The organism is Enterobacter cloacae complex sp. 309I3 (assembly GCF_050031595.1).
Lineage (GTDB): Bacteria > Pseudomonadota > Gammaproteobacteria > Enterobacterales > Enterobacteriaceae > Enterobacter > Enterobacter cloacae.
Genome location: NZ_JBLGWI010000001.1, coordinates 1960241 through 1983743 on the forward strand (window position 1 = coordinate 1960241; position 23503 = coordinate 1983743).

The 23503-nt window shown below is 56.6% G+C and carries 25 protein-coding genes; 16 read left to right on the forward strand and 9 right to left on the reverse strand.

The features are described 5' to 3' along the window. Positions 1 to 129: 129 nt before the first annotated feature. On the forward strand, positions 130 to 402 hold the full coding sequence (locus ACQG22_RS09290) for a YnjH family protein (RefSeq protein ID WP_013097042.1): 273 nt from the start codon (positions 130 to 132) through the stop codon (positions 400 to 402). Here ACQG22_RS09290 and ACQG22_RS09295 read toward each other — a convergent pair. After that, positions 362 to 778 (reverse strand): pyrimidine (deoxy)nucleoside triphosphate diphosphatase, encoded by a 417-nt coding sequence (locus ACQG22_RS09295; RefSeq protein ID WP_013097041.1) that lies wholly within the window; start codon positions 776 to 778, stop codon positions 362 to 364. The two genes, ACQG22_RS09290 and ACQG22_RS09295, sit on opposite strands and share 41 nt — an antisense overlap. 75 nt (positions 779 to 853) lie before the next feature. Here ACQG22_RS09295 and ACQG22_RS09300 point away from each other — a divergent pair, with 75 nt between their 5' ends. Beyond that, a complete protein-coding gene (locus tag ACQG22_RS09300) occupies positions 854 to 1423 on the forward strand; it encodes a carboxymuconolactone decarboxylase family protein (protein ID WP_102752492.1) in 570 nt (189 codons plus the stop codon). Then, positions 1416 to 2033 carry a CDP-alcohol phosphatidyltransferase family protein gene (locus ACQG22_RS09305; RefSeq protein WP_038419143.1) on the forward strand — a complete coding sequence of 206 codons (618 nt, stop codon included), beginning with the start codon at positions 1416 to 1418 and terminating at the stop codon, positions 2031 to 2033. The genes ACQG22_RS09300 and ACQG22_RS09305 overlap by 8 nt, the downstream gene beginning before the upstream one ends. Here the strand turns inward: ACQG22_RS09305 and ACQG22_RS09310 are convergent. The 6 genes from ACQG22_RS09310 to xthA all read right to left on the reverse strand — a co-directional run bounded on the left by ACQG22_RS09310 (position 2030) and on the right by xthA (position 8205). Beyond that, positions 2030 to 3337 carry a sulfurtransferase gene (locus tag ACQG22_RS09310; RefSeq protein WP_013097038.1) on the reverse strand — a complete coding sequence of 436 codons (1308 nt, stop codon included), beginning with the start codon at positions 3335 to 3337 and terminating at the stop codon, positions 2030 to 2032. The genes ACQG22_RS09305 and ACQG22_RS09310 overlap by 4 nt on opposite strands. Before the next feature lie 73 nt (positions 3338 to 3410). Beyond that, complete coding sequence (locus ACQG22_RS09315) at positions 3411 to 4031, reverse strand: ATP-binding cassette domain-containing protein (RefSeq protein ID WP_013097037.1); 621 nt, start codon at positions 4029 to 4031, stop codon at positions 3411 to 3413. Beyond that, a complete protein-coding gene (locus tag ACQG22_RS09320; RefSeq protein WP_369706438.1) occupies positions 4031 to 5560 on the reverse strand; it encodes a thiamine ABC transporter permease in 1530 nt (509 codons plus the stop codon). The genes ACQG22_RS09315 and ACQG22_RS09320 overlap by 1 nt, the downstream gene beginning before the upstream one ends. After that, positions 5533 to 6693: an ABC transporter substrate-binding protein gene (locus ACQG22_RS09325; protein ID WP_369706449.1), complete on the reverse strand. Its 1161-nt coding sequence runs from the start codon at positions 6691 to 6693 to the stop codon at positions 5533 to 5535. Before ACQG22_RS09325 ends, ACQG22_RS09320 begins: the two co-directional genes overlap by 28 nt. A gap of 15 nt (positions 6694 to 6708) precedes the next feature. Further along, the gene (locus tag ACQG22_RS09330) at positions 6709 to 7392 is read right to left on the reverse strand and encodes a TVP38/TMEM64 family protein (RefSeq protein WP_369706439.1); all 684 of its coding nucleotides are present in this window, start codon (positions 7390 to 7392) and stop codon (positions 6709 to 6711) included. Positions 7393 to 7398: 6 nt separating this feature from the next. Continuing rightward, positions 7399 to 8205, reverse strand: a complete 807-nt coding sequence (gene xthA / locus ACQG22_RS09335) for an exodeoxyribonuclease III (RefSeq protein ID WP_038979896.1) — start codon at positions 8203 to 8205, stop codon at positions 7399 to 7401. Positions 8206 to 8638: 433 nt separating this feature from the next. On the opposite strand from xthA, the gene astC reads away from it, so the two are divergent. From astC to ves, 7 genes are all read left to right on the forward strand, one after another. After that, positions 8639 to 9859 (forward strand): succinylornithine/acetylornithine transaminase, encoded by a 1221-nt coding sequence (gene astC / locus ACQG22_RS09340; protein WP_029882003.1) that lies wholly within the window; start codon positions 8639 to 8641, stop codon positions 9857 to 9859. Next, complete coding sequence (gene astA / locus ACQG22_RS09345; RefSeq protein WP_014831525.1) at positions 9856 to 10890, forward strand: arginine N-succinyltransferase; 1035 nt, start codon at positions 9856 to 9858, stop codon at positions 10888 to 10890. The genes astC and astA overlap by 4 nt, the downstream gene beginning before the upstream one ends. Beyond that, the gene (gene astD / locus ACQG22_RS09350) at positions 10887 to 12374 is read left to right on the forward strand and encodes a succinylglutamate-semialdehyde dehydrogenase (protein WP_097534761.1); all 1488 of its coding nucleotides are present in this window, start codon (positions 10887 to 10889) and stop codon (positions 12372 to 12374) included. Before astA ends, astD begins: the two co-directional genes overlap by 4 nt. After that, positions 12361 to 13686 (forward strand): N-succinylarginine dihydrolase, encoded by a 1326-nt coding sequence (gene astB / locus ACQG22_RS09355; protein WP_369706440.1) that lies wholly within the window; start codon positions 12361 to 12363, stop codon positions 13684 to 13686. The genes astD and astB overlap by 14 nt, the downstream gene beginning before the upstream one ends. A 10-nt stretch (positions 13687 to 13696) precedes the next feature. Further along, a complete protein-coding gene (astE, locus tag ACQG22_RS09360; RefSeq protein WP_102752487.1) occupies positions 13697 to 14662 on the forward strand; it encodes a succinylglutamate desuccinylase in 966 nt (321 codons plus the stop codon). Between the two features lie 337 nt (positions 14663 to 14999). After that, positions 15000 to 15491 (forward strand): ATP-independent periplasmic protein-refolding chaperone Spy, encoded by a 492-nt coding sequence (spy, locus tag ACQG22_RS09365; RefSeq protein ID WP_014831529.1) that lies wholly within the window; start codon positions 15000 to 15002, stop codon positions 15489 to 15491. 288 nt (positions 15492 to 15779) lie between these two features. Next, entirely contained in the window at positions 15780 to 16337 is a 558-nt protein-coding gene (gene ves, locus ACQG22_RS09370) for an environmental stress-induced protein Ves (RefSeq protein ID WP_013097026.1), read from the forward strand. Here the strand turns inward: ves and cho are convergent. After that, positions 16315 to 17193 carry an excinuclease Cho gene (cho, locus tag ACQG22_RS09375; RefSeq protein WP_013097025.1) on the reverse strand — a complete coding sequence of 293 codons (879 nt, stop codon included), beginning with the start codon at positions 17191 to 17193 and terminating at the stop codon, positions 16315 to 16317. The two genes, ves and cho, sit on opposite strands and share 23 nt — an antisense overlap. A 149-nt stretch (positions 17194 to 17342) precedes the next feature. Then, complete coding sequence (gene nadE / locus ACQG22_RS09380; protein ID WP_013097024.1) at positions 17343 to 18170, reverse strand: ammonia-dependent NAD(+) synthetase; 828 nt, start codon at positions 18168 to 18170, stop codon at positions 17343 to 17345. 232 nt (positions 18171 to 18402) lie between these two features. On the opposite strand from nadE, the gene osmE reads away from it, so the two are divergent. The 6 genes from osmE (at position 18403) to ACQG22_RS09410 (ending at position 23494) form a co-directional block, all read left to right on the forward strand. Next, positions 18403 to 18747 (forward strand): osmotically-inducible lipoprotein OsmE, encoded by a 345-nt coding sequence (osmE, locus tag ACQG22_RS09385; protein WP_003857836.1) that lies wholly within the window; start codon positions 18403 to 18405, stop codon positions 18745 to 18747. A gap of 281 nt (positions 18748 to 19028) precedes the next feature. Continuing rightward, a complete protein-coding gene (chbB, locus tag ACQG22_RS09390; protein WP_013097023.1) occupies positions 19029 to 19346 on the forward strand; it encodes a PTS N,N'-diacetylchitobiose transporter subunit IIB in 318 nt (105 codons plus the stop codon). Between the two features lie 79 nt (positions 19347 to 19425). Beyond that, positions 19426 to 20784 carry a PTS N,N'-diacetylchitobiose transporter subunit IIC gene (chbC, locus tag ACQG22_RS09395; RefSeq protein ID WP_014831533.1) on the forward strand — a complete coding sequence of 453 codons (1359 nt, stop codon included), beginning with the start codon at positions 19426 to 19428 and terminating at the stop codon, positions 20782 to 20784. A 48-nt stretch (positions 20785 to 20832) separates the two neighbouring features. Then, positions 20833 to 21180, forward strand: coding sequence for a PTS N,N'-diacetylchitobiose transporter subunit IIA (gene chbA / locus ACQG22_RS09400; RefSeq protein WP_013097021.1), 348 nt, complete (start codon positions 20833 to 20835; stop codon positions 21178 to 21180). A gap of 29 nt (positions 21181 to 21209) precedes the next feature. Then, positions 21210 to 22028 (forward strand): transcriptional regulator ChbR, encoded by an 819-nt coding sequence (chbR, locus tag ACQG22_RS09405; protein ID WP_013097020.1) that lies wholly within the window; start codon positions 21210 to 21212, stop codon positions 22026 to 22028. A 110-nt stretch (positions 22029 to 22138) separates the two neighbouring features. Continuing rightward, a complete protein-coding gene (locus tag ACQG22_RS09410; RefSeq protein WP_369706441.1) occupies positions 22139 to 23494 on the forward strand; it encodes a 6-phospho-beta-glucosidase in 1356 nt (451 codons plus the stop codon). Positions 23495 to 23503 lie beyond the last annotated feature (9 nt).

Consider the following 23503-nt stretch of genomic DNA (forward strand, 5'->3'; position numbering starts at 1 on the left):
AATTTATGTCGAAAGGGAAATTAATGACCAGTGCGGCGTCATAACCAAAAGCGATGACGAGATAAATTAAAGGTTCCGCGATGATTAACCGTTATAGTCATTATCAGGACACAACAGGAAGAGAAGTCTATGAACCGTTACGTGATGACCGCGTTATGTTTGATGCTGAGCGCTGGCGCGCAGGCTGACCGCATTCGTCCGGATGTGGAAGTGAACGTACCGCCGGAGGTCTTTAGCTCCAGCGGCCAGAGAGCGCAGCCCTGTAACCAGTGCTGCATCTATCAGGACCAGAACTACTCAGAAGGGGCGGTGGTGAAAGCGGACGGCATCCTGCTGCAGTGCCAGCGCGATGAACGCACCATCAGCACGAACCCGCTGGTCTGGCGTCGCGTAAAAGAATAAAGGCTTCCAGCAGCGGAATATCCGCCGGGGCTAAGGGGTAGTCAAACGCCTCTTCAGGCGTACACCACACCAGGGCGCTGTGGTAGTGCGCCGTTAGCTCACCGCTGAAGTGGGGCACGTGCCAGGCGTGTAAATGGATTAACCGCTGTGACACTTCCCGCTGGTGGCTTGCCACGTAGTACGACGGTCGCGCGTGGATCCCCAACTCCTCCTGCAGCTCGCGGATCAGCGCTTCGGGCTGCGTTTCTCCGGCTTCCACCTTTCCACCGGCAAACTCCCACAGGCCCGGCTGATCGGCATGCATGGGGCGCTGCGCCAGTAAAATTTTATTGTCTTTTTCGATGATTGCCGCAACGACATCGAGTGTTTTCAGCATGGTCGTCAATACTTGATAGCGAAAAACACCATATTATCGTGCCCTTTCCAGGAGTCCAGTCATCAGGAGAATCACGTGAAAGAGACATCCACCTGGGTTGCCCCGGTTGAATCCCTTCCCGCCAGCCTCAAACCCATTGCCGCCATGCAGAAAAAACACTTTGGCGCAGTGCTTAACCCCACGCGCTGGTGGGGACGAATGCCGCGCCTGTTCTGGCTGGTGGCGCTGTTTGTCGGGTTTCTGGAGCGACGCAACGCTCGTCTGACGCCGGTGCTGCGCTCGCTGCTGATGACGCGGGTATCCCAGCTCTGTCACTGTGCATTTTGTATTGATGCCAATAGCCTGCGTCTTGCCGAACGCGCGGGCGCGCTGGATAAAGTGCAGGCCGTAAGCCAGTGGCGTGACGCCGCGCTTTTCAATGAGCAGGAGCGCGCGGCGCTGGCCTACGCGGAGGCCGTGACCGCCACGCCGCCGCAGGTGGATGAGGCGCTCAAACGCGAGCTCAAACGCCTTTTTACCGATGAGACGATTAGCGAAATGACGGCGCTGATTGCGTTTCAAAACCTTTCGGCCCGCTTTAATGCCGCCCTTGATGTCCCGGCGCAGGGATTGTGCGACACGTTTAAAGGAAAGCCGTATGCTTGATCGACATCTTCACCCCCGGGTAAAGCCCGCCCTTAATCGGCTGGCCTCCTGGCTGGATAAACCCGGCATCACGCCCGATGGTTTAACGTTGACCGGATTTGCCGCAGGCGTGCTGACGCTACCGTTTCTGGCGCTTGGCTGGTATCCGGCGGCCCTGGTCGCCATTGTGGTTAATCGCCTGCTGGATGGCCTGGACGGCGCGCTGGCACGCCGCAGAGGGCTGACGGATGCGGGCGGGTTTCTGGATATCGCGCTCGATTTTCTGTTCTACGCGTTGGTGCCGTTTGGTTTTGCCCTCGCGGCTCCCGCTGAGAATGCGCTGGCCGCGGCCTGGCTACTGTTCGCCTTTATCGGAACCGGCAGCAGCTTTCTGGCCTTTGCCGCTCTGGCGGCGAAACACAATATCGATAACCCCGGCTATGCGCACAAGTCGTTTTACTATATCGGCGGATTAACGGAAGGGACGGAAACCATCGTGCTGTTTGTGTTGTGCTGCCTGTTTCCGGCGCACTTCACGCTTCTCGCGTGGGTATTTGGCGCGTTGTGCTGGCTGACCACCACAACGCGCATCTGGAGCGGGTATCTGACGCTGCGTTCACTCACGCCCTAGCGCGAACTGTCGGGTCCGCGTTCGCCAGACGACACCGGGTTTTGCGGGTGGCTGCTCCATTCGTACCAGCCACCGTCATAGACGGAGATGTTTTTCCAGCCCATCGCCCGGGCATACATAAAGCCCTCAGAGGCTCGCCAGCCGGTACCGCAATAAAAGGCCACGTGCTGTTCCGGCAGGATGTTCCAGCTTTTCCACATGGCGGCGATGTCATCGGCGCTGCGCATGGTGCCGTCCGGGTTATGGAAATCTTCCATATGGGTGGCATCGCTTCCGGCATGACCCCAGCGGGCACCGGCAATTTCACCTTTGGGTTTGATGTAGCTGTAGCCGCTGGTTTCGCCAGTAAACTCCGGCCACGAGCGAATGCTGACCAGCGAAGCATCCTGGCGATGCAGCATCCCGCGCGCCTGCGCCATATCGATCATCAGCTGTGGCTGACCGGGGATCGGCGCGCCGAAATCGGGAGCGGGTTTGACATCAGCAGGCATCCCTCTTTCCACCGGCAGGTTGGCCTCTGACCACGCTTTCCAGCCACCATCAAGAATACGCACGTCCTTCACGCCCGCGTAGAGCATAATTTGCGCCACGCGGGCGGCGGCATAGACATCGCGACCATACAGAATGACGGTGGTATCGTGACGGATCCCGTGTTTTGCCAGCATCGCTTTCAGTTTGTCGTCAGAAACCTTATTCCACAGCGGCTCGCTTTCCACTTCGTTGGTATCAATATAATCCGCGCCGGGAATGTGGTTCAGCAGATAGAACTTCGGCGCACCCCAGGCGGCTTCAATCACTTTCCAGTCACCGGCCGGGGCGGCTGCCACCGGTTTGCCCTGAGAAAGCTGATAAATCCACTGCGGGTAAACGAGCTGTTCAAAGTGCGGCAGGCGCTGCAGACGCTCAGGGGACTGCAGGGCATCGCTGAGAACGGAAACCCGGGGATAACCGGCTTTCTTCAGGCGGGCGCTCACCGCCTGGTTGTCAGCGTCACTGCCGTAGAGGGCGATAGTCGTTGTGGGGGTAAGCTGATGCTGTTTTGCCCAGCGGCCAATCTGGTCGTCGCTCAGCGCGCTCAGCCAGGTGGCAGAGAGGTTAAGCGCAGCGGGCTCGTGCCCGGAGGGGGCGCTCAGCGTTTGCGGCCAGCCGTTATAAAACGCACTGGCACGGGTATCGATCGCCGCGCCGTGCTGTTCCTGAAGCTGAGCCAGTGTGAGCGAATGGGGCATATCAGCGGCCATGCAAGAGAGTGAGGCGAGGCCGCAAAGCAGGGCCAGCGCGGTCAGTTGAGAAACACGTTTCATCGAATAACCTGACGTCAGTAAAAGAGGGGGGCATTGTCGTCTCTCCTGAAAGGTAAAACATTGCGTTAGCACATTATTGCCAGCGAGAAATCTCAATCACCTCGCCACCCGGCGGAATATCTTCATCGTCATGCGTGACCAGCACTACCGGGATATTGCGTGCGCGCAGGGCATCAAACACCCATGTCCGAAAGGACGACCGCAGTGATTTATCAAGGCGGCTAAACGGTTCGTCCAGCAACAACGCCTGTGGCTCGGCAAGCAGAGCCCGCAGCAGGCTCACCCTGGCACGCTCCCCGCCGGATAGCGTGGCCGGATCGCTGGCATAGTGGCGATTTAGCCCGGCTGAATCCAGAGCCTGTTGCACCTTTTCCCGGCGTGCGCGTCCGGTTATTCGCGCCGGTAACGCCAGCAGCAGATTTTGCCCGACGCTGTACTGGTCAAACAGCAGTGCGTCCTGAAAGAGAATACCGATCCCGCGTTGCTCGACAGGCAGCCCGTCACAGCGGCGATCGTCAAGCCACAGCTCGCCCTGCGCCTGAAAGTCGTCAGACAGTGCCCCAACCATCCATGAGAACAGGGTCGATTTCCCGCTGCCGGACGGCCCCATCAGGGTGACGATTTCACCGCGAGGGACATAAAAGTTAACCTCACGGAACAGCGGCGCAATGGTGAGATTGTTGACCTTCAGCATTAACGTAATCCTCGTCGATAATGGCCTGCGAGCCGGGATAACAGTGCGGCAACGCCGAAGACGGCCCCTGTCACCAACAGAAGCCACAGCGCCCGGTTAGCCAGAATCGGGATACTGCCGCCGCTGCTGAGCGCCACGGTTTCGGTGGTAAGGGTGCTGAAACGCCCCGCGCCGAGCCAGAGTGTTGGCATGTATTGCGCCATGCTGACCGAAAATCCGGTTGCAAACGCCAGCAGCGCGGGGCGCAACAGCAGGGGACATTTGATCAGGCAGAAGACTTTTGTCCGCCGCCAGCCAAGCGTTCTGGCCGTGAGGAGAAGCCGCGGATCGATGCGCCGCCAGGCGGGTTGCAGTATCAGCAGCATCCACGGCAACACCCACAGCAGATGGCTCCAGAGCACGGCGGCGTACTGCCCGTCGATACCCAGCCATAACGCCACCCTGTATTGCCCGGAAACCAACGGCAGCGCAGGAAGGGCGAGAGGGAGCCAGACCCACAGCGCACCACGCCGCGGCCCCCATTCCAGCCAGAGCAGTATCATGATCAGGCCTATCAGGCTGGCAAGCAGGCCGAACGATAAACTGGCACGCACGGCGCTAACATCATCCCACTGGGCCAGCATCAGCAGCACTCCGGCGCAAAGCATGCCGCATGCGGGGAGGATTCCGCTGAGCATACGGGCGGGCGGCGCGAGGGGGAACGTGCGTCGCACCCCTGTCAGCGCGGGCAGCGTGCGACGCCACGCTTTCCAGATACCGAACCCCAGCGCCGAAAGCACGGCCAGCAGCGCGAGCATCAGCAGGCAGAGCAGCATTCCTTTCGTTTGCTGCTGCACGTCGCCCTGGGTCAGCCACTGCCAGGCCAGTACCGCCAGGGTAGGCGGATTCCCCGGCCCCAGGATAATGGCGACATCCACAACAGAGAGGGACCAGGCGAGCACCGCCAGCATTGTGGCACCCAGCGCCGGCGCGATCTCCGGGATCACCAGCCAGCACAGCCGCTGGATCCGCCCATATCCCAGGGTTTGCAACACGACATTCTGGCGACCCAGCCGGGTTTCAGGTAACACCGCATATATCGCCCACAGCACGAAGGCGCTCTCCTTGACGGCGAGAGTCAGCCCCAGCCCAATCCCGTAGCGATCCAACATCGGGGAGCAGCGTGTACAGAGCTGATAAAACAGACCGCCTTCGGCAAAAGTCAGCAACACGCTGGTGGCGAAAGCAACGTGGGGAACGGCCAGCAGCCACGGCAAACGGGTGCACAGAAGACGCCAGCGCTCACCGGGCCAGAGCGTGGTGACGAAAATCAGGGCGATAAACAGGGCGCCGAAAGTGGCAATCAGCGTGGATACCAGGGTGGCGGCGAGCGCCTGCGGGATCTGCGGGTCGTCAAACAGGCGTTGCCAGTTTCCTGCCGACAGCGCCGGAGTCAACAGCATGGCGGCGGCGGGAACAAGCGGCAGATACACTGCCGCCATCGCCAGCCAGATGAGTGCGCTCAGCGGGTGCCGTAACGACGCAGCCATTCCTGCTCCAGCGCGTTAACCCAGGCTGCGTGTGGCTCCGCAAGCATCCGCGGAAGCCCTTGTGGCGTGTGGGCCTGAAGCTGTTTTGCTTCATCTGCGGGCAGCGTGTTCGCCTGCAGTACGCTCGGATCGCCCCAGATCGCCGGGTCGGCTTTGCGGATCTGCGCCTGAGGTGAGAGCAGGAAATTGGCAACCACCCTGGCCCCCGCACTGGCGCTGGCGTTCGCCGGGATGGCAACAAAATGAACGTTACCGATCATCCCGTTGTGAAAACCAAAGCTGTAGCTGTCGGCAGGCAGTTCACCGCTGGCCACTTTTTGCAGCGCATGTGCCGGGTTAAAGGTCAGCGACAGGCTCAGACTGCCGCGGGCGAGCAGGGTATCCATCCGCGCAGGTGAAGGCGGGAAATCTTTTCCTTCTCGCCACAGCAGCGGGTGGAGTTTGTCGAGGTAGTCCCAGAGTGGCGCGGTAACCTGTGCAAAGGTGTCATCGGGCGCGCGTTTCAGCGCATCGGGCCGGGAGGTGAGCGTGAGAAGTAACTGTTCCAGAAACGCGGTGCCGGTAAAATCAGGCGGACGAGGATAGCTGATTTTACCCGGATGCTGCTTGGCCCAGGCCAGTAATCCCTGCGGGTCTGACGGTGGAGTGGGCATGCTCGCTTTGCGGGCGATAAAGGTGAGCTGCGCGCCACCCCACGGAGATTCTGCGCCCTCGGTTGGCAGGGCGAAATCTTCCGTGACCGGTTTGCCCGTGTCGACATAACGCCAGTTAGGCAGCGTCTGTGCCCATCCGGTTTGCAGCAGGTTAGCCTCTTTCAGCGTGCGGAAATTCTCACCGTTAACCCACAAAAGATCCACAGAGCCATGGGTCTTACGCCCGGCGGCAGCTTCTGTCTGGATCCGTTTTACCGCATCCGCCGCATCGGCCAGGTGGACAATGTTGAGGTTGATCGCGTAGTGCGTTTTCATCTCGCCGCTGACCCAGTCGAGGTAACGGTTAACCGCCTGATCGCCTCCCCAGGCGTTAAACCAGACGGTCTGGCCTTTGGCCTGTTGTTGGATAACGTGCCAGCTGTCGGCGGCACACAGAGGGGCGGTCAGCAGCAGACCGGTCAGAAACGCGCAAAAACGCACACGGCGCATAATGCCTCACTTTTTAAACGAAGAGGGGAGTCGGGAAAACAGCCATCGGCTCATCAGCGGTAATAACCCCAGTAGTGTAAAGGCTAACAGCATGCCCGGCGACAGAATATCGCGCAGCGAGGTGATTTTTCCCAGCTCGCGGCCGGCGTTGAGGAAGATAACCGTTGCGGGCAGCATGGCGAGCTGGCTGACCCACCAGTACCGACGCACCCCAATGCGGGTCAGCCCCATCAGCAGATTGACCAGAAAAAACGGGAACAACGGCATCATGCGCAGGGCGAATAGATACCCTGCGCCGTCACGCGCCATCCCGGCGTTCACCGTTTTCATCTGTTGGGCAAACCGTCGCTGAACCCAGTCGCGTAGCAGATAACGGCTGGCGAGCATCGCGAGCGTGGCGCCGAGCGTGGAGGCAAACGACACCAGCAGCGTCCCCTTCCACAGCGTAAACAGCGCGCCGCCCAGCAGAGTCAGTATCGCGGCACCGGGGATAGAGAGGGCGGAAACCACCACATAGAGCGCAAAAAAGATCAGCGCACTTTGCTGCGGGGCGTGTTCGACGCAGGCGAGCAAGGTCTGCTGATGCGTTTTGATGGTTTCAAGAGAGAGCGTGCCCGGAGGAAAAGTGAGCCACGTCAGCATAAAGGCGCCCAGCAGGGCGCACAGTACGACAATTTTTCGAATGTTCACACGGGGTTACAGCTTGAATTTCGCCCACACCGGCGCGTGGTCCGACGGTTTTTCCATGCTGCGGATATCGTAGTCGATCCCGGTTTCAATGCAGCGTTCCGCCAGCGGGGAGCTTGCCAGCAGCAGGTCTATGCGCAGCCCGCGGTTGTCATCAAAGCCTTTTGAGCGGTAATCGAACCATGAGAAGCGATCCTGGGTGTCTGGGTTAGCCGTGCGGAAGGTATCCACCAGACCCCAGCTCAGCAGGCGATCCATCCACTCGCGCTCTTCCGGCAGGAATGAACATTTGCCGGTGCGCAACCAGCGTTTGCGGTTCTCTTCACCAATGCCGATATCCAGATCGGTCGGGCTAATATTCATGTCGCCCATGATCAGCACCGGATTCTCTTTGTTCAGTTCGGTAGTCAGGTAATCCTGCAGATCCTGATAAAACTTCGCTTTCGCCGGGAATTTGGTCTCATGGTCACGGCTCTCCCCCTGCGGGAAATAGCCGTTGATCACGGTGATATTGCCGAGCGCTGAAGGAATTTCCGCCATGATGATCCGGCGCTGCGCTTCTTCGCCATCACCCGGGAAGCCGCGGCGGACGGAAACCGGCGTCTCTTTGGTCAGCAGGGCAACGCCGTAATGCCCTTTCTGCCCGTGATAAAAGACGTTGTAACCCAGTTTCACCACCTCTTCGAGGGGAAACATATCGTCGTGAACTTTTGTCTCCTGCAGGCCGATCACATCAGGCTGATGTTGTTCAACAATCGCTTCAAGCTGGTGAGGGCGGGCACGCAGGCCGTTGATATTAAAAGAGACAAATTTCATAGTCGCTGCCAGTGCAAGGTGAATAGTGCATGGATGGTAGCAGAATTTGCGTCGTCTGTTACGGGGATTGACCAATAACTGCGACAGATAATGCCAACGGTGCAATATTTGCACCATTCTGACGCGCTTCGCCCTTAAAAGGGGCGTAAATGGCCGATAAATTTCGCGAGCGATCACAATTCCAGAATTATATTTGGCCTCTGCATACTCTTTCTGATTTTCATGCGGCAAAGCGCCGCTTGTCGTAAAAATATTCACTTTTTATGCACTAACAGTGAATAACTCCATGTTGTAACTTATTGATATTCTGTTACCTCCACCCGTTTATGCATTTTTATCGCTGGCTGGCACGAAGGCTGCAATCTACATTCACAGTGCAAACACTCAATTATTTAACATTCAAATAACCTTTTATTTACCGGATGAGGTCGCTATGTCTCTGTCAATTACGCGTGAAAATTTCGATGAATGGATGATGCCGGTTTACGCTCCGGCGGCTTTTATTCCGGTTCGTGGGGAAGGCTCGCGCCTGTGGGATCAGCAGGGTAAGGAGTATATTGACTTTGCGGGCGGGATTGCGGTTAACGCGCTGGGCCATGCACACCCGGCGCTGCGCCAGGCATTAAACGACCAGGCGGCGAAGTTCTGGCACACCGGGAACGGCTATACCAACGAACCGGCGCTGCGTCTGGCGAAAAAACTGATCGACGCGACGTTTGCGGAGAAAGTCTTTTTCTGCAACTCGGGCGCGGAGGCGAACGAAGCGGCACTGAAGCTGGCACGCAAATATGCGCACGATAAATTCGGTGTGCACAAGAGCGGGATTGTGGCCTTTAAGAACGCGTTCCATGGCCGCACGCTCTTTACCGTCAGCGCAGGGGGGCAGCCGTCCTACTCGCAGGACTTTGCGCCGCTGCCGCCGGATATCCGCCACGGGGTGTATAACGATCTGCAGTCAGCCCGCGAGCTGATCGACGACACCACCTGCGCGGTGATCGTCGAGCCAATGCAGGGAGAAGGCGGTGTGCTGCCCGCACAGAAAGCGTTCCTGCAGGGGTTGCGCGAACTGTGCGACCGTCACAACGCGGTACTGATTTTCGACGAAGTGCAGACCGGCGTAGGCCGTACCGGTGAGCTGTATGCGTATATGCACTACGGCGTAACGCCGGACGTTCTCTCAACGGCGAAAGCGCTGGGCGGCGGCTTCCCGATTGGCGCGATGCTGACCACCGATAAATTCGCCAGCGTAATGGTCGTGGGCACGCATGGCACCACTTATGGCGGTAACCCGCTGGCAACGGCCGTGGCCGGACAGGTTCTGGATATCATCAATACCCCGGAAGTGTTGAAGGGGGTTAAACAGCGTCACGACTGGTTTGTGGAGCGTCTGAACGCCATTAACAGCAAGACCGGTCTGTTTAAAGAGATTCGCGGCCTGGGGCTGTTAATTGGCTGCGAACTGACGCCGGAGTTTGCCGGAAAAGCTAAACTTATTTCACAGGAAGCGGCGAAACAGGGCGTGATGGTGCTGATTGCCGGTGCCAACGTGGTGCGTTTTGCCCCTGCGCTGATTGTCAGCGAGGAAGAGGTGAGCACCGGTTTAGACCGTTTTGCGCTGGCCTGTGAACGTGTGAAATCCGGGGTGTCATCATGATGGTCATCCGTCCCGTTGAGCGCGGCGATCTCGCCGGGCTCATGCAGCTTGCCGGTAAGACGGGGGGCGGGCTGACCTCGCTTCCTGCCGATGAAAAAACGCTGTCGGCGCGCATTGAGCGCGCCCTGCAAACCTGGCAGGGGACGTTGCCAAAAAGCGAACAGGGCTATGTGTTCGTGCTGGAAGATACCGACACGGGGACCGTAGCCGGGATCTGCGCCATCGAAGTGGCCGTCGGCCTTAACGACCCGTGGTACAACTACCGCGTGGGCACCATGGTTCATGCCTCGAAAGAGCTGAACGTCTATAATGCGCTGCCGACGCTGTTTCTCTGTAATGACCACACCGGTGCCAGCGAGCTTTGCACGTTGTTCCTTGATCCGGCGTGGCGTAAAGAGGGCAACGGGTATCTGCTCTCCAAATCGCGCTTTATGTTTATGGCCGCTTTCCGCGATCGTTTTAACGAAAAGGTGGTGGCCGAAATGCGCGGTGTGATCGATGACAAAGGCTATTCGCCATTCTGGGAGAGCCTGGGCGAGCGTTTCTTCTCGATGGAGTTCAGCCGGGCAGACTATCTGTGCGGCACCGGGCAGAAAGCGTTTATCGCTGAGCTGATGCCGAAACACCCTATCTATACCCATTTCTTAACCCCTGAAGCGCAGGCGGTGATTGGCGAAGTCCATCCGCAAACTGCGCCTGCCCGCGCGGTGCTGGAGAAAGAAGGCTTCCGCTACCGTAACTATGTCGACATCTTTGACGGCGGGCCGACGCTGGAGTGCGACATCGACCGCGTGCGCGCGATCCGTAAAAGCCGACTGGTTGACGTCTCTGAAGGTCAGCCCGCGCCGGGTGACTGGCCGGCGTGCCTGGTGGCGAACGAAAATTACACCAACTTCCGCGCCATGCTGGTGCGTACCAACCCGAAATGTGAACGTCTGGTGCTGACGGCTGCAGAACTGGATGCCCTGAAATGTAATGCCGGCGATACGGTTCGCCTGGTGCGACTCTGCCCTGAGGAGAAAACAGCATGACTTTATGGATCAACGGAGACTGGGTAACGGGCGAAGGCGAACAGCGAGTGAAGACCAATCCGGTCGGCAACGAGGTGCTCTGGAAAGGTAATGATGCCAGCGCCGGGCAGGTTGAACAGGCCTGCCACGCCGCGCGCCGCGCGTTTCCGGCGTGGGCGAAACAGCCGTTCACTGTGCGCCAGGGGATTGTCGAAAAGTTTGCGTCTCTGCTGGAAGCAAACAAAACCGAGCTGACCCGCACGATCGCCCTGGAGACCAGCAAGCCACGCTGGGAAGCGGCGACTGAAGTGACGGCGATGATCAACAAAATTGCCATCTCGGTAAAGGCGTACCATACCCGCACCGGCGAGCAGCATACCGAAATGGCTGACGGCGCGGCCACGCTGCGCCATCGCCCCCACGGCGTGCTGGCGGTGTTTGGCCCCTACAACTTCCCGGGGCATCTGCCAAACGGGCATATTGTGCCCGCACTGCTGGCGGGAAATAGCGTCATTTTCAAACCGAGTGAATTAACGCCGCTGACCGGTGAGGTGGTGGTGAAGCTCTGGGAGCAGGCGGGTTTGCCGCCGGGCGTACTGAACCTGGTGCAGGGCGGGCGTGAAACCGGCCAGGCGCTGAGCGCGTTAAGTGATATTGATGGCCTGCTGTTTACCGGCAGCGCCGGGACGGGCTATCAGCTGCATCGCCAGCTGGCCGGGCAGCCGGAAAAAATTCTGGCGCTGGAGATGGGGGGGAACAACCCGCTCATTGTGGAAGATCCTGATGATATGGACGCGGCAGTCCACCTGACCATCCAGTCGGCCTTTATTACAGCCGGCCAGCGCTGCACCTGCGCGCGTCGTCTGCTGGTGAAGCGCGGGGCGCAGGGCGATGCGTTCCTCAGGCGTCTGGTAGAGGTGAGCGCGCGTCTGGTGCCTGCGACGTGGGATGCCGACCCGCAGCCGTTTATCGGCGGGCTCATCTCCGAACAGGCGGCGCTGAACGTTCTGAAAGCCTGGCAGGACCATGTCTCACGCGGCGCGAAAACCTTGCTGGAGCCGAAGCAGGTTCAGCCGGGCACGTCGCTGCTGACGCCGGGCATTGTTGAGATGAGCGGCGCGAGCAACGTGCCGGATGAAGAGGTCTTTGGACCACTGCTGTGCGTCTGGCGCTATGACGATTTTGACAGTGCCATTGCGATGGCCAACAACACCCGCTACGGCCTGTCGAGCGGTCTGATTTCACCGCAGCGCGAGAAGTTTGATCAGCTGCTGCTCGAAGCGCGCGCCGGGATTGTTAACTGGAACAAACCGCTGACCGGTGCCGCGAGTACCGCCCCGTTTGGCGGCGTAGGGGCTTCCGGGAACCATCGCGCCAGCGCGTGGTATGCCGCAGATTACTGCGCGTGGCCGATGGCGAGCCTGGAAACACCTGCGCTGACGCTGCCGGAAACGCTGAGTCCGGGTCTGGATTTTAGTCAGGGAGATCGCCATGAAAGCGCGTGAAGTCAATTTTGACGGACTGGTGGGGCTGACGCACCACTATGCCGGGCTCTCCTTTGGTAATGAAGCCTCGACGAAACACCGTTTTCAGGTCTCCAACCCGAAACTGGCGGCAAAGCAGGGGCTGCTGAAAATGAAGGCGCTATCGGACGCGGGTTTTCCGCAGGCGGTGATCCCGCCGCAGGAGCGTCCAAACGTGGCGGTGTTACGTCAGCTTGGTTTTAGCGGCACTGATGAACAGGTGGTGGAGAAAGCGGGAACGCAGACGCCACACCTGCTCTCGGCGGCGAGTTCTGCCTCCTCAATGTGGGTGGCCAATGCGGCGACCGTTGCGCCCTCTGCCGATACGCTGGATGGCAAGGTCCATTTGACGGTGGCGAACCTGAACAACAAATTCCACCGCGCCACCGAAGCGGAGACCACGGAGCGCGTGCTGCGCGCCATTTTCCATAATGACGCCCATTTTGCTGTCCATCCGGCTCTGCCGCAGGTGGCGATGTTTGGTGATGAAGGTGCTGCCAACCATAACCGTCTGGGCGGCGATTACGGCGAACCGGGGTTACAGCTGTTTATTTACGGGCGGGAAGAGGGTGGCCACTCTGCGCCAACCCGCTACCCGGCCCGACAGACGCTGGCGGCAAGCCAGGCCGTGGCGCGTCTGAATCAGGTCAATCCGTCGCAGGTGATTTTTGCCCAGCAGAACCCGCATGTGATCGACCAGGGCGTGTTCCATAACGACGTGATTGCCGTCTCTAACCGCCAGGTTCTGTTCTGCCACGAGCAGGCGTTCGTCCATCAGGAGAAACTCCTCGCCACGCTGCATGAACGCGTGCCCGGGTTTACGCCGATTCAGGTGCCGACGCAGGCGGTGAGCGTGCAGGATGCGGTTGAGACCTACCTCTTTAACAGCCAGCTGTTGAGCCGGAACGATGGCAGCATGATGCTGGTGCTGCCGCAGGAGTCCAGCGATCACCCGGGCGTGTGGCGTTATCTGACTGAACTGGTGAAAGCCGATAACCCGATTGCGGAACTGCGCGTCTTTGATCTGCGCGAGAGCATGGCAAACGGGGGCGGTCCGGCCTGTTTACGCCTGCGCGTGGTCCTGACGCCTGCCGAAATGCAGGCCGTTAACCCAGCAGTGATGATGAATGAGACGCTGTTTAACACCCTCAACGACTGGGTGGACCGCTACTATCGCGACCGGTTAACGCAGGCCGATCTGGTTGACCCGCAGCTGCTGCGCGAAGGCCGCGAGGCGCTGGACGCGTTAACCTCAATCCTGCAACTGGGTTCGGTTTACCCGTTCCAGCGCTAAAGGAGGCGCTATGGAAAATTTACTGGCGCTGACGCTGGCAGACGAAACGCCCTCACAACGTGAGGGGGAGGGCCCCTCATTCCACTGGCGGTGGCTGGGGCGCGGCGTGCTTGAACTGACACCGACCGCCAGGAGTGAACTGTCGCTTCTGCTCTCAACCGGCATTCACGGCAATGAAACGGCGCCCGTCGAGATTGTCGACCTGCTGCTGCGCGCGTTGTATAGCGGGGAGATCGCGCTGCACTGCCGTCTGCTGGTGGTTCTGGGAAACCCGCCTGCGCTGGCGCAAAACAAACGCTATCTGGTGAGCGACATCAACCGCATGTTCGGTGGCCGCTGGTCGCAATTCCCACAAAGTGATGAAACGGCACGGGCGCAGTGGCTGGAGCAGATCGTCACCTCCTTTTTCACCGACGCGGGGCCATCGCGCTGGCATCTCGATCTGCATACGGCGATCCGCGCCTCGTATCACGTGCGTTTTGGCGTACTGCCGCAGCGTAATCAGCCCTGGGAGGAAGATTTTCTGCGCTGGCTGGGGGATGCGGGACTGGAAGCGCTGGTCTTCCATCAGTCGCCGGGGGGAACCTTTACGCACTTTACCTGCGAACGCTTCGGCGCGCTGGCCTGCACGCTGGAGCTGGGAAAAGCGCTGCCGTTTGGGCAAAACGATCTTACGCGCTTTGCCCCGACGCATTTTGCGCTGCGGGCGCTGCTGGGGGGGACGGAGCCGGAGCATACCAGCCAGCCCGTCGAGCGTTATCGGGTTGTGCAGCAGATCACCCGCCGTAGCGAGGCTTTCCAGCTACATATGGCGGCCCACACGCTCAATTTTACGCCGTTTCGCAAGGGGGTATTACTGGCGGAGGATGGCGACGAGCGCTATGAGGTGCAGAAAACAACCGAATATGTGCTGTTCCCCAACCCGTCTGTGGCCTTTGGTCTGCGGGCCGGGCTGATGCTGGAAAAAGTGTCCTGATCGTTTCCCCTCCTGTCTGCGGGAGGGGAATATTAAAACTATATTCTTAGCGATTAAGGCGATCGTATTTTATTTGCAGAATATTCCTGGATAATTGCTTTATTATTAAACGGCAGTTGGTTATACTTCTGCACAATCTCTTAATAATCAGCTTATTGCATATTTTTGTTGCAACTCTCCACGCTTTATCCTTATTTCCTCCATATTTGGCGAAAATTTGTTTTTTACACTTTCATTGTTTTACCGTTGCTCTGACTAATTGACGATAAACCCCGTAAAGTTAATCTCGTCAACACGGCATAGCGCCGAAGAATAACTGAAAGTAAGGAAATAAATTATGCGTAAGTTTACTGCACTGTTTGTTGCTTCTACCCTGGCTCTGGGCGCTACCAGCATGGCGTTCGCCGCAGATACCGCAACCACCACTGCCGCGCCTGCTGAAGGCAAAATGATGATGCATCACAAAGGCAAGCCGGGTATGCACGAGATGATGATGTTCAAAGATCTGAACCTGACGGATGCGCAGAAACAGCAGATCCGCGACATCATGAAAAGCCAGCGTGACCAGATGAAACGTCCTCCGCTGGAAGAGCGCCGCGCGATGCATGACATTATCGCCAGCGACAGCTTCGATAAGGCAAAAGCCGAAGCGCAGATCGACAAAATGGCTGAGCAGCATAAAGCCCGCATGCTGGCTCATATGGAAACCCAGAACAAGATCTACAACATTCTGACGCCGGAACAGAAAAAACAATTTAATGCCAATTTTGAGAAGCGTCTGACAGAACGTCCGGCAATGGAAGGTAAAATGCCAGCACCAACCGAATAATCGGTTCACTCTCTTAAGACCGCCGGGATCCTGTCTACAAAAGCGCAAATGCTGTGGACAGGACCGGCGGTTTTTTCTTTCTTACCCTCTTGTCTGCCGCAACAGGCGCGGTATTCTCCTGTCATCGCTTCAGAGAATTCATGACGTTAGATTTTTTATCAGCGTCCCGCTAAGGCTTGCCCGCTCTGCTGCCGATACTACGTCTGTAACTATTCAATCATAACAAACAAGACAGCAACGATAGCGATATCCTTGCCCTGGCGCTCGTTGCGCCATTCAGGAGTGGTGATGGAGTTCTTTGATATCCGTAAAATGCCGGTCAGTCTCTGGCGCAATGGTGCTGGTGAGACGCGCGAAATTTGTTGTTTTCCTCCCGCGACGCGCGATTTTTTCTGGCGTGCCAGCATTGCGACCATCGCCAGCAATGGCGAATTCTCCTCCTTTCCCGGTGTTGACCGGGTTATCACCCTGCTGGAAGGGGGGGAAGTGACGCTGGATGCCGGTCAGGCGTTTTGCCATACCCTGAAGCACCATCAGCCCTTTTGTTTTTCCGGCGACCAGCCGGTAAAAGCGCTGCTAAGCGACGGGCAGATGTCGATGGACTTCAACATCATGACCCGGCGGGATTGCTGCCAGGCGAAAGTGCGGGTGGCAGACCGCACCTTCACTACCTTTGGCTCACGCGGGGGTGTAGTCTTCGTCTTAAGCGGTGCGTGGCAGTTGGGGGATAAATTGCTGACAGCCGATCAGGGCGCGAGCTGGGAGGAGGGAACCCACACCCTGCGTTTGCTGGAATCGCACGGCAGGTTATTATTCAGCGAAATCAACTGGCTGCCTGGTCATTAAGCACAATCACGTCAAACTCGCCGGTCAGCACGGGCTTACAGAGAATTTTGTAGCCATCATGGTCGAAGCCGGCGGGTGTGCGTAACAGGGTGGCGGCCTCCTGCAGATTATCGACCGCCCCCAGCCAGAACCAGTTATGAACGATGTGGTACTGCGTCATCGTCTCTCCCACCTCTTTTAGCGCAACGGCCCCTTCCCACGGCCAGCACTTCACGCTGATGGCCGCCAGCCCGCCAAGAAGCCGGGCGTGATGATCCTCGACGCTCTCTTTGCCGCAGCAGGCACCCGCACAGCGTTTGAGCGCAGAGCGGAAACAGGCGCGTCCACGGGTGGTGGCCTCCAGCCCCAGCAGGCTATAGCAAAGCTGCTGCTCGTCCGCCAGCGTTTGCAGCGCCTGTAGCGCCGCACGTTTGTTGGCGAACAGGCCGTACAGATTCGGTGCGTGCGAAAAATCGACGTCGCGCGCATAGACAACCTGCGGTTTGCCCGCGGTTATCTGCAGCGAGCAGAGCTGACGATTGCGGCGCAGACGCTTATTAAACAAGGGCTGTTGCTCTTTGATCAGCCGGGCTTCCAGTAAGAGCGCTCCCATTTCCCCTGCCGTCGGATACCAGCTGATGCGTCGCGACTGGCGGAGCATGGCGGCTTCGTCCGGCGTGCGCAGATGGGACAGCACCCGGCTGCGAATATTCACGCTTTTGCCGATATAGAGCGGCAGAGTGTCGCTTTCGCCATGAAAGATGTACACGCCCGGCTGTTTAGGTAATTCCTCAAGCCAGGGGCGGAGATGTTCGGGATATTCATAGATAGCCGCCGCTTCAAACTCCAGACGCGGGGCAGATTGACGCCTGCTCACATACGACTCCATATACTGTTCAGGTATACAGTGTAGCAGGTGTAGGGTGGTTAAAAAAGAGCCGGGTCGCCTTATGCTCTCACCCCAACCCTCTCCCACGGGAGAGGGCGCAAACATTAAAAACGGTAACCTGGGTTACCGTTTTGCTTTTATTTCTTCCAGAAATCGTCAAACACGGTAATGGGTGGGCGGCGTTTGTGCTCGGTTTTCAGATACCAGCCTTCGATAATCTTCGCGATACTCTCGTCCAGTTTTTTGCCTTCCAGATAATCATCGATGTTGTCATAGGTCACACCGAGCGCCGCTTCATCCGGCAGGGAAGGGCGATCGTCTTCCAGATCCGCCGTTGGCGCTTTCTTGTATAAATGCTCCGGGCAGCCCAGCGCAGCCAGCAGTTGTTTACCCTGACGCTTGTTCAAACGGAAGATAGGGTTAATGTCGGTGCCCCCGTCGCCATATTTGGTGAAGAAACCGGTGATGGCTTCTGCCGCGTGATCGGTCCCGACAACCACGCCTTTGGTCATGCCTGCAATGCTGTACTGTGCTTTCATACGTTCGCGCGCTTTTTCATTGCCGCGCACAAAATCGCTCAGCTCAATGCCCGCTTCACGCAGCGCCTGTTCACTCGCCAGCACCGATCCTTTGATATTGACCGTCAGTACGCGGTCTGGCTGGATAAAGGCGATGGCATCCTGACAATCCTGTTCGTCTGCCTGCACGCCATACGGAAGACGCACGGCGATAAACTGCAGCGCTTCATCTCCCGTCTCTTCGCGCAGCTCTGAAATGGCCATCTGGCAGAGTTTGCCGGTCAGCGTCGAGTCCTGCCCGCCGCTGATGCCCAGTACCAGCGTTTTCAGAAACGAGTTCGTTTTTAAATAGGATTTTAAAAAATCAACGCTTCGGCGGATCTCTTCATTTGCATCTACCGCAGGCTTCGCGCCCAGCGCCTGAATAATCTCGTGTTGCAGAGCCATCACGCCCTCCATATGCAGACCATAAACAGAATGTGTTAACTGTTAAAACTAACCCTTCAGGCGTAAAACGACAAGGATCACAGTTTCGAGTGCGCTATTTTGCGGCGTTTTAGCAGCTTATCGTTGTTTTATTAGAATTTTCCGAAATTCGTCTGGCGTAACTCGTAAAGTTGAACAATAGTACTTTTTATCCCATGCTTAGATAACACGCTGATAAACAAGAGGACGGAATATGAACAAGAACGTAGCAGGAATTCTTAGCGCAGCGGCGGTACTGACTATGCTGGCAGGGTGTACGGCTTACGATCGCACCAAAGATCAGTTTACACAGCCGGTAGTGAAAGATGTCAAAAAAGGCATGACCCGTTCGCAGGTGGCTGCGATTGCCGGTAAGCCTTCGTCAGAAGTGACCATGATCCACGCGCGTGGTACCTGCCAGACCTATATCCTGGGTCAACGTGATGGTAAGGCAGAAACCTACTTTGTTGCTCTGGATGACACCGGTCACGTCATCAATTCCGGTTACCAGACCTGTGCTGAATACGATACCGATCCGCAGGCACCTAAGGCGCAGTAACCCTGCTTGCCTTAGGATGTTAACAAGCCGGCCTTTGGGCCGGTTTTTTTATACATACGTAAATCTTATTTCTTTGCGCGAATTATTTGCCTGAAATGTGAAGGTAGTCAACAAGCCAGGTCAATGAGAGACAATTTAGGCCTGTGCAGAATTATCCCCCCTCTGTACCATTACGTATACTCACTCCAACGATAAACTACAGTCAGCACATTACCTGTCAGCCAGGAGAGCGAGTCGAGTGATAGCAAGACGGCAGGTAGTCATAAAAGAGGGAAATCATGATGGAAAAGAAACATATCTACCTGTTCTGCTCTGCAGGCATGTCAACGTCACTGCTGGTGTCGAAGATGCGTGCACAGGCCGAAAAGTATGAAGTGCCGGTGGTGATCGAAGCGTTCCCGGAAACGCTGGCGGGTGAAAAAGGCCAGACCGCAGATGTTATTTTACTGGGTCCGCAGATCGCTTACATGTTGCCAGAAATTCAACGTCTGTTACCGAATAAACCGGTCGAGGTTATCGACTCGGGGCTGTACGGTAAGATTGATGGTTTAGGTGTACTGAAAGCTGCTGTGGCAGCAATTAAAAAAGCTGCTAATTAATTTTTATTTTTCCCGTCAAAGAGTTATTTCACACACAATACGCCGCGACATACGTTGCGGCATTTAAGGGTATTTTCCTATGAGTAAAGTCATCGCTTCACTTGAAAAGGTACTCCTTCCTTTTGCTGTTAAAATAGGAAAGCAGCCTCACGTTAACGCCATCAAAAACGGCTTTATTAAATTAATGCCGTTGACGCTGGCCGGGGCAATGTTCGTTTTAATTAACAACGTTTTTCTGAGCTTTGGTGAAGGTTCCTTTTTTTATTCATTAGGAATTCGGTTAGACGCTTCAACCATTGAAACCCTTAACGGTTTTAAAGCCATCGGCGGCAACGTATATAACGGTACGTTGGGTATTATGTCGCTGATGGCGCCTTTCTTTATTGGGATGGCATTAGCCGAAGAACGTAAGGTGGATCCACTGGCCGCGGGGTTATTGTCCGTTGCCGCCTTTATGACCGTCACCCCATACAGCGTGGGTGAAGCTTATGCTGTGGGTGCCAACTGGCTGGGTGGGGCAAACATTATTTCCGGTATCGTTATCGGTCTGGTGGTTGCCGAGATGTTCACCTTTATTATCCGCCGCAACTGGGTAATTCGCCTGCCGGATAGCGTACCGGCCTCTGTTTCCCGTTCATTTTCCGCGTTGATTCCAGGCTTCATTATTCTCTCCATCATGGGGATTATTGCCTGGGCGCTCTCTCACTGGGGCACAAACTTCCACCAGATCATCATGGACTCTATCTCTACGCCGCTGGCGTCGATGGGTGGCGTGGTCGGTTGGGCGTACGTGATTTTCACCTCCCTGCTGTGGTTCTTCGGCGTACATGGTTCACTGGCACTGGCCGCGCTGGACAGCGGTATCATGACCCCATGGGCACTGGAAAACGTTGCACTTTATCAGCAGTACGGCTCCGTTGATGCGGCGCTGGCAGCCGGTAAAACCTTCCATGTGTGGGCGAAGCCGATGCTGGACTCTTATATCTTCCTGGGGGGTACCGGGGCGACGCTGGGTCTGATCATCGCGGTCTTTATTGTCTCTCGTCGCGCTGACCATCGTCAGGTTGCGAAGCTGGCGCTGCCGTCAGGCATCTTCCAGATTAACGAGCCGATTCTGTTTGGTCTGCCTATCATCATGAACCCGGTGATGTTCATTCCATTCGTCCTGATTCAGCCGCTGCTGGCGGGGATCACCCTGACGGCCTATTACCTGGGCATTATCCCGCCTGTTACCAACATTGCGCCGTGGACCATGCCGGCCGGGCTGGGGGCGTTCTTCAACACCAACGGTAGCGTCGCGGCCTTCCTGCTGGCGATATTCAACCTCGGGATTGCAACACTGCTCTACATGCCATTCGTGGCGATAGCCAACAAAGCCGCGACCGTGATTGATGAAGAAGAGAGCGAAGAGGATATCGCCCTCGCACTGAAATTCTAAATATTGCCCGGCGCGGGGTAACCCGCGCCAGCGAAAAGGAGCTTAAAGATGTTAGATTTGGATAGTATCGTAGCCGAAGACGCCGTAGAGAACGATCTGGAAGAAGTGGTGATGGGGCTTATCATCAACTCCGGGCAAGCACGTAGCCTGGCGTATGCCGCCCTGAAGCAGGCCAAGCAGGGCGATTTTGCCGCCGCTAAGACCATGATGGATCAATCCCGTATCGCGCTGAATGAAGCGCACCTGGTGCAGACTAAGCTTATCGAAGGCGACCAGGGGGAAGGGAAGATGAAAGTCAGCCTGGTGCTGGTGCATGCACAGGATCACCTGATGACCTCGATGCTGGCACGCGAGCTGGTGGCAGAGTTAATTGAGCTTCACGAGAAGCTGCAGTAAGTCAGACTGAGTAGCAGGAGGTCAGCACGATGGAAATTAAAACCGCACTTGAACAGCAGCTGTTTAATGGCAAGAATTTTCACGTGGTTATTTACAACAAGACGGAGAGCGCCAGTGGTCTGCACCAGCATGACTACTACGAGTTCACGATTGTTCTGACCGGCCGCTACTATCAGGAGATTAACGGCAAGCGTGTCCTGCTGGAGCGCGGTGACTTTGTTTTCCTGCCGATGGGATCTTATCACCAGAGCTTTTACGAATTTGGTGCCACCCGTATTCTGAATGTTGGCGTCAGCAGACGTTTCTTTGAGAAACACTATCTGCCGCTGGTGCCGTTCTGCTTTGTGGCGTCACAGGTCTATCGCGTGAAAAACGAATTTATGACCTGGATCGAAACGGTGATCGCCTCGCTCAACTTCCGCGACAATGAGTTCGATGAATTTATTGAAACCGTGACGTTCTATGTGATGAACCGCCTTCGCCACCACCGTGAAGAGCAGCAGGTGAGCGACGACATTCCGCAATGGCTGCGCAGTACCGTCGAGTTGATGCACGACAAAGGGCAGTTCAGCGAGAATGCTCTGGAAAATATGGTGTCCCTGTCCGGAAAATCCCAGGAATACCTGACCCGGGCGACACAGCGTTATTATCGTAAAACGCCCGTGCAAATTATTAATGAAATCCGCATTAATTTTGCCAAAAAACAGCTGGAAATTACCAACTACTCTGTCACCGATATTGCTTATGAGTCCGGTTACAGTAGCCCCAGCCTGTTTATTAAAACCTTTAAGAAATTTACCTCATTCACACCAAACAGTTACCGGAAGAATTTGACGGTAATTAATTAGTGCCTGGCGAGTTTATTCGCCACGAATATTGACTTGATTGCTTGCCCAAATAGCGGGAAGAGTCCGCTATACCTTGCAGGCGATTAACCTGATACGCTAAGGGAGATGTTATGCAAAAGAAATTAAAAGTCGTGACCATTGGCGGCGGCAGCAGCTATACCCCGGAATTACTGGAAGGTTTCCTGAAACGTTATCATGAATTACCGGTCAGTGAATTATGGCTGGTGGATGTTGAAGAAGGGCAGGAAAAGCTGAATATTATTTTTGACCTGTGCCAGCGGATGGTAGAAAAAGCCGGTGTGCCCTTAACCGTGCATAAAACCCTCGATCGTCGCCTGGCGTTGCAGGACGCTGACTTCGTTACCACTCAGCTGCGAGTGGGCCAGCTCAAAGCGCGTGAACTGGACGAACGCATTCCGCTGAGCCACGGCTATCTGGGACAGGAAACCAACGGCGCGGGCGGCCTGTTTAAAGGTTTGCGCACCATCCCGGTCATTTTCGACATCATCAAAGATGTGCAGGAGATCTGCCCGAACGCATGGGTGATTAACTTTACCAACCCGGCCGGGATGGTCACCGAGGCGGTCTATCGCCATACCAGCTTCAAGCGTTTTATCGGCGTCTGCAATATTCCGATTGGCATGAAGATGTTCATCCGCGACGTGCTGGAGCTGACCGACAACGACGATCTCTCTATCGATCTGTTTGGCCTTAACCACATGGTGTTCATCAAAGATGTGTTAGTCAACGGCCAGTCTCGCTTTGCTGAACTGCTGGACGGCGTGGCTTCCGGCCGCCTGACCGCAGCATCCGTAAAAAATATCTTCGACCTGCCGTTCAGCGAAGGGCTCATCCGTTCCCTGAATCTGCTGCCATGCTCGTATCTGCTTTACTACTTCAAGCAGAAAGAGATGCTGGCCATCGAAATGGGCGAGTACTATAAAGGCGGTGCCCGCGCTCAGGTTGTGCAGAAAGTTGAAAAGCAGCTGTTTGATTTGTATAAAGATCCAAACCTGAACGTGAAGCCGAAAGAGCTTGAACAGCGCGGTGGAGCGTACTATTCCGACGCGGCGTGCGAAGTGATCAACGCCATTTACAATGACAAGCAGGCTGAGCACTACGTCAATGTGCCGCACCATGGCCATATCGACAATATCCCGGCCGACTGGGCCGTAGAGATGACCTGTATCCTGGGCCGTGAGGGGGCAAAACCGCATCCGCGTATTACCCACTTTGATGACAAAGTGATGGGGCTCATCCATACCATCAAAGGGTTTGAAGTGGCGGCCAGCAACGCTGCGCTGAGCGGTGAGTTGAATGATGTGCTGCTGGCGTTGAACCTCAGCCCGCTGGTGCATTCCGACCGCGATGCGGAAGGGCTGGCCAGCGAGATGATACTGGCGCATGAAAAATGGCTGCCAAACTTTGCCGCCACGGTTGAGAAGCTCAAGCACCAACACCGTTAAGAGGACGTG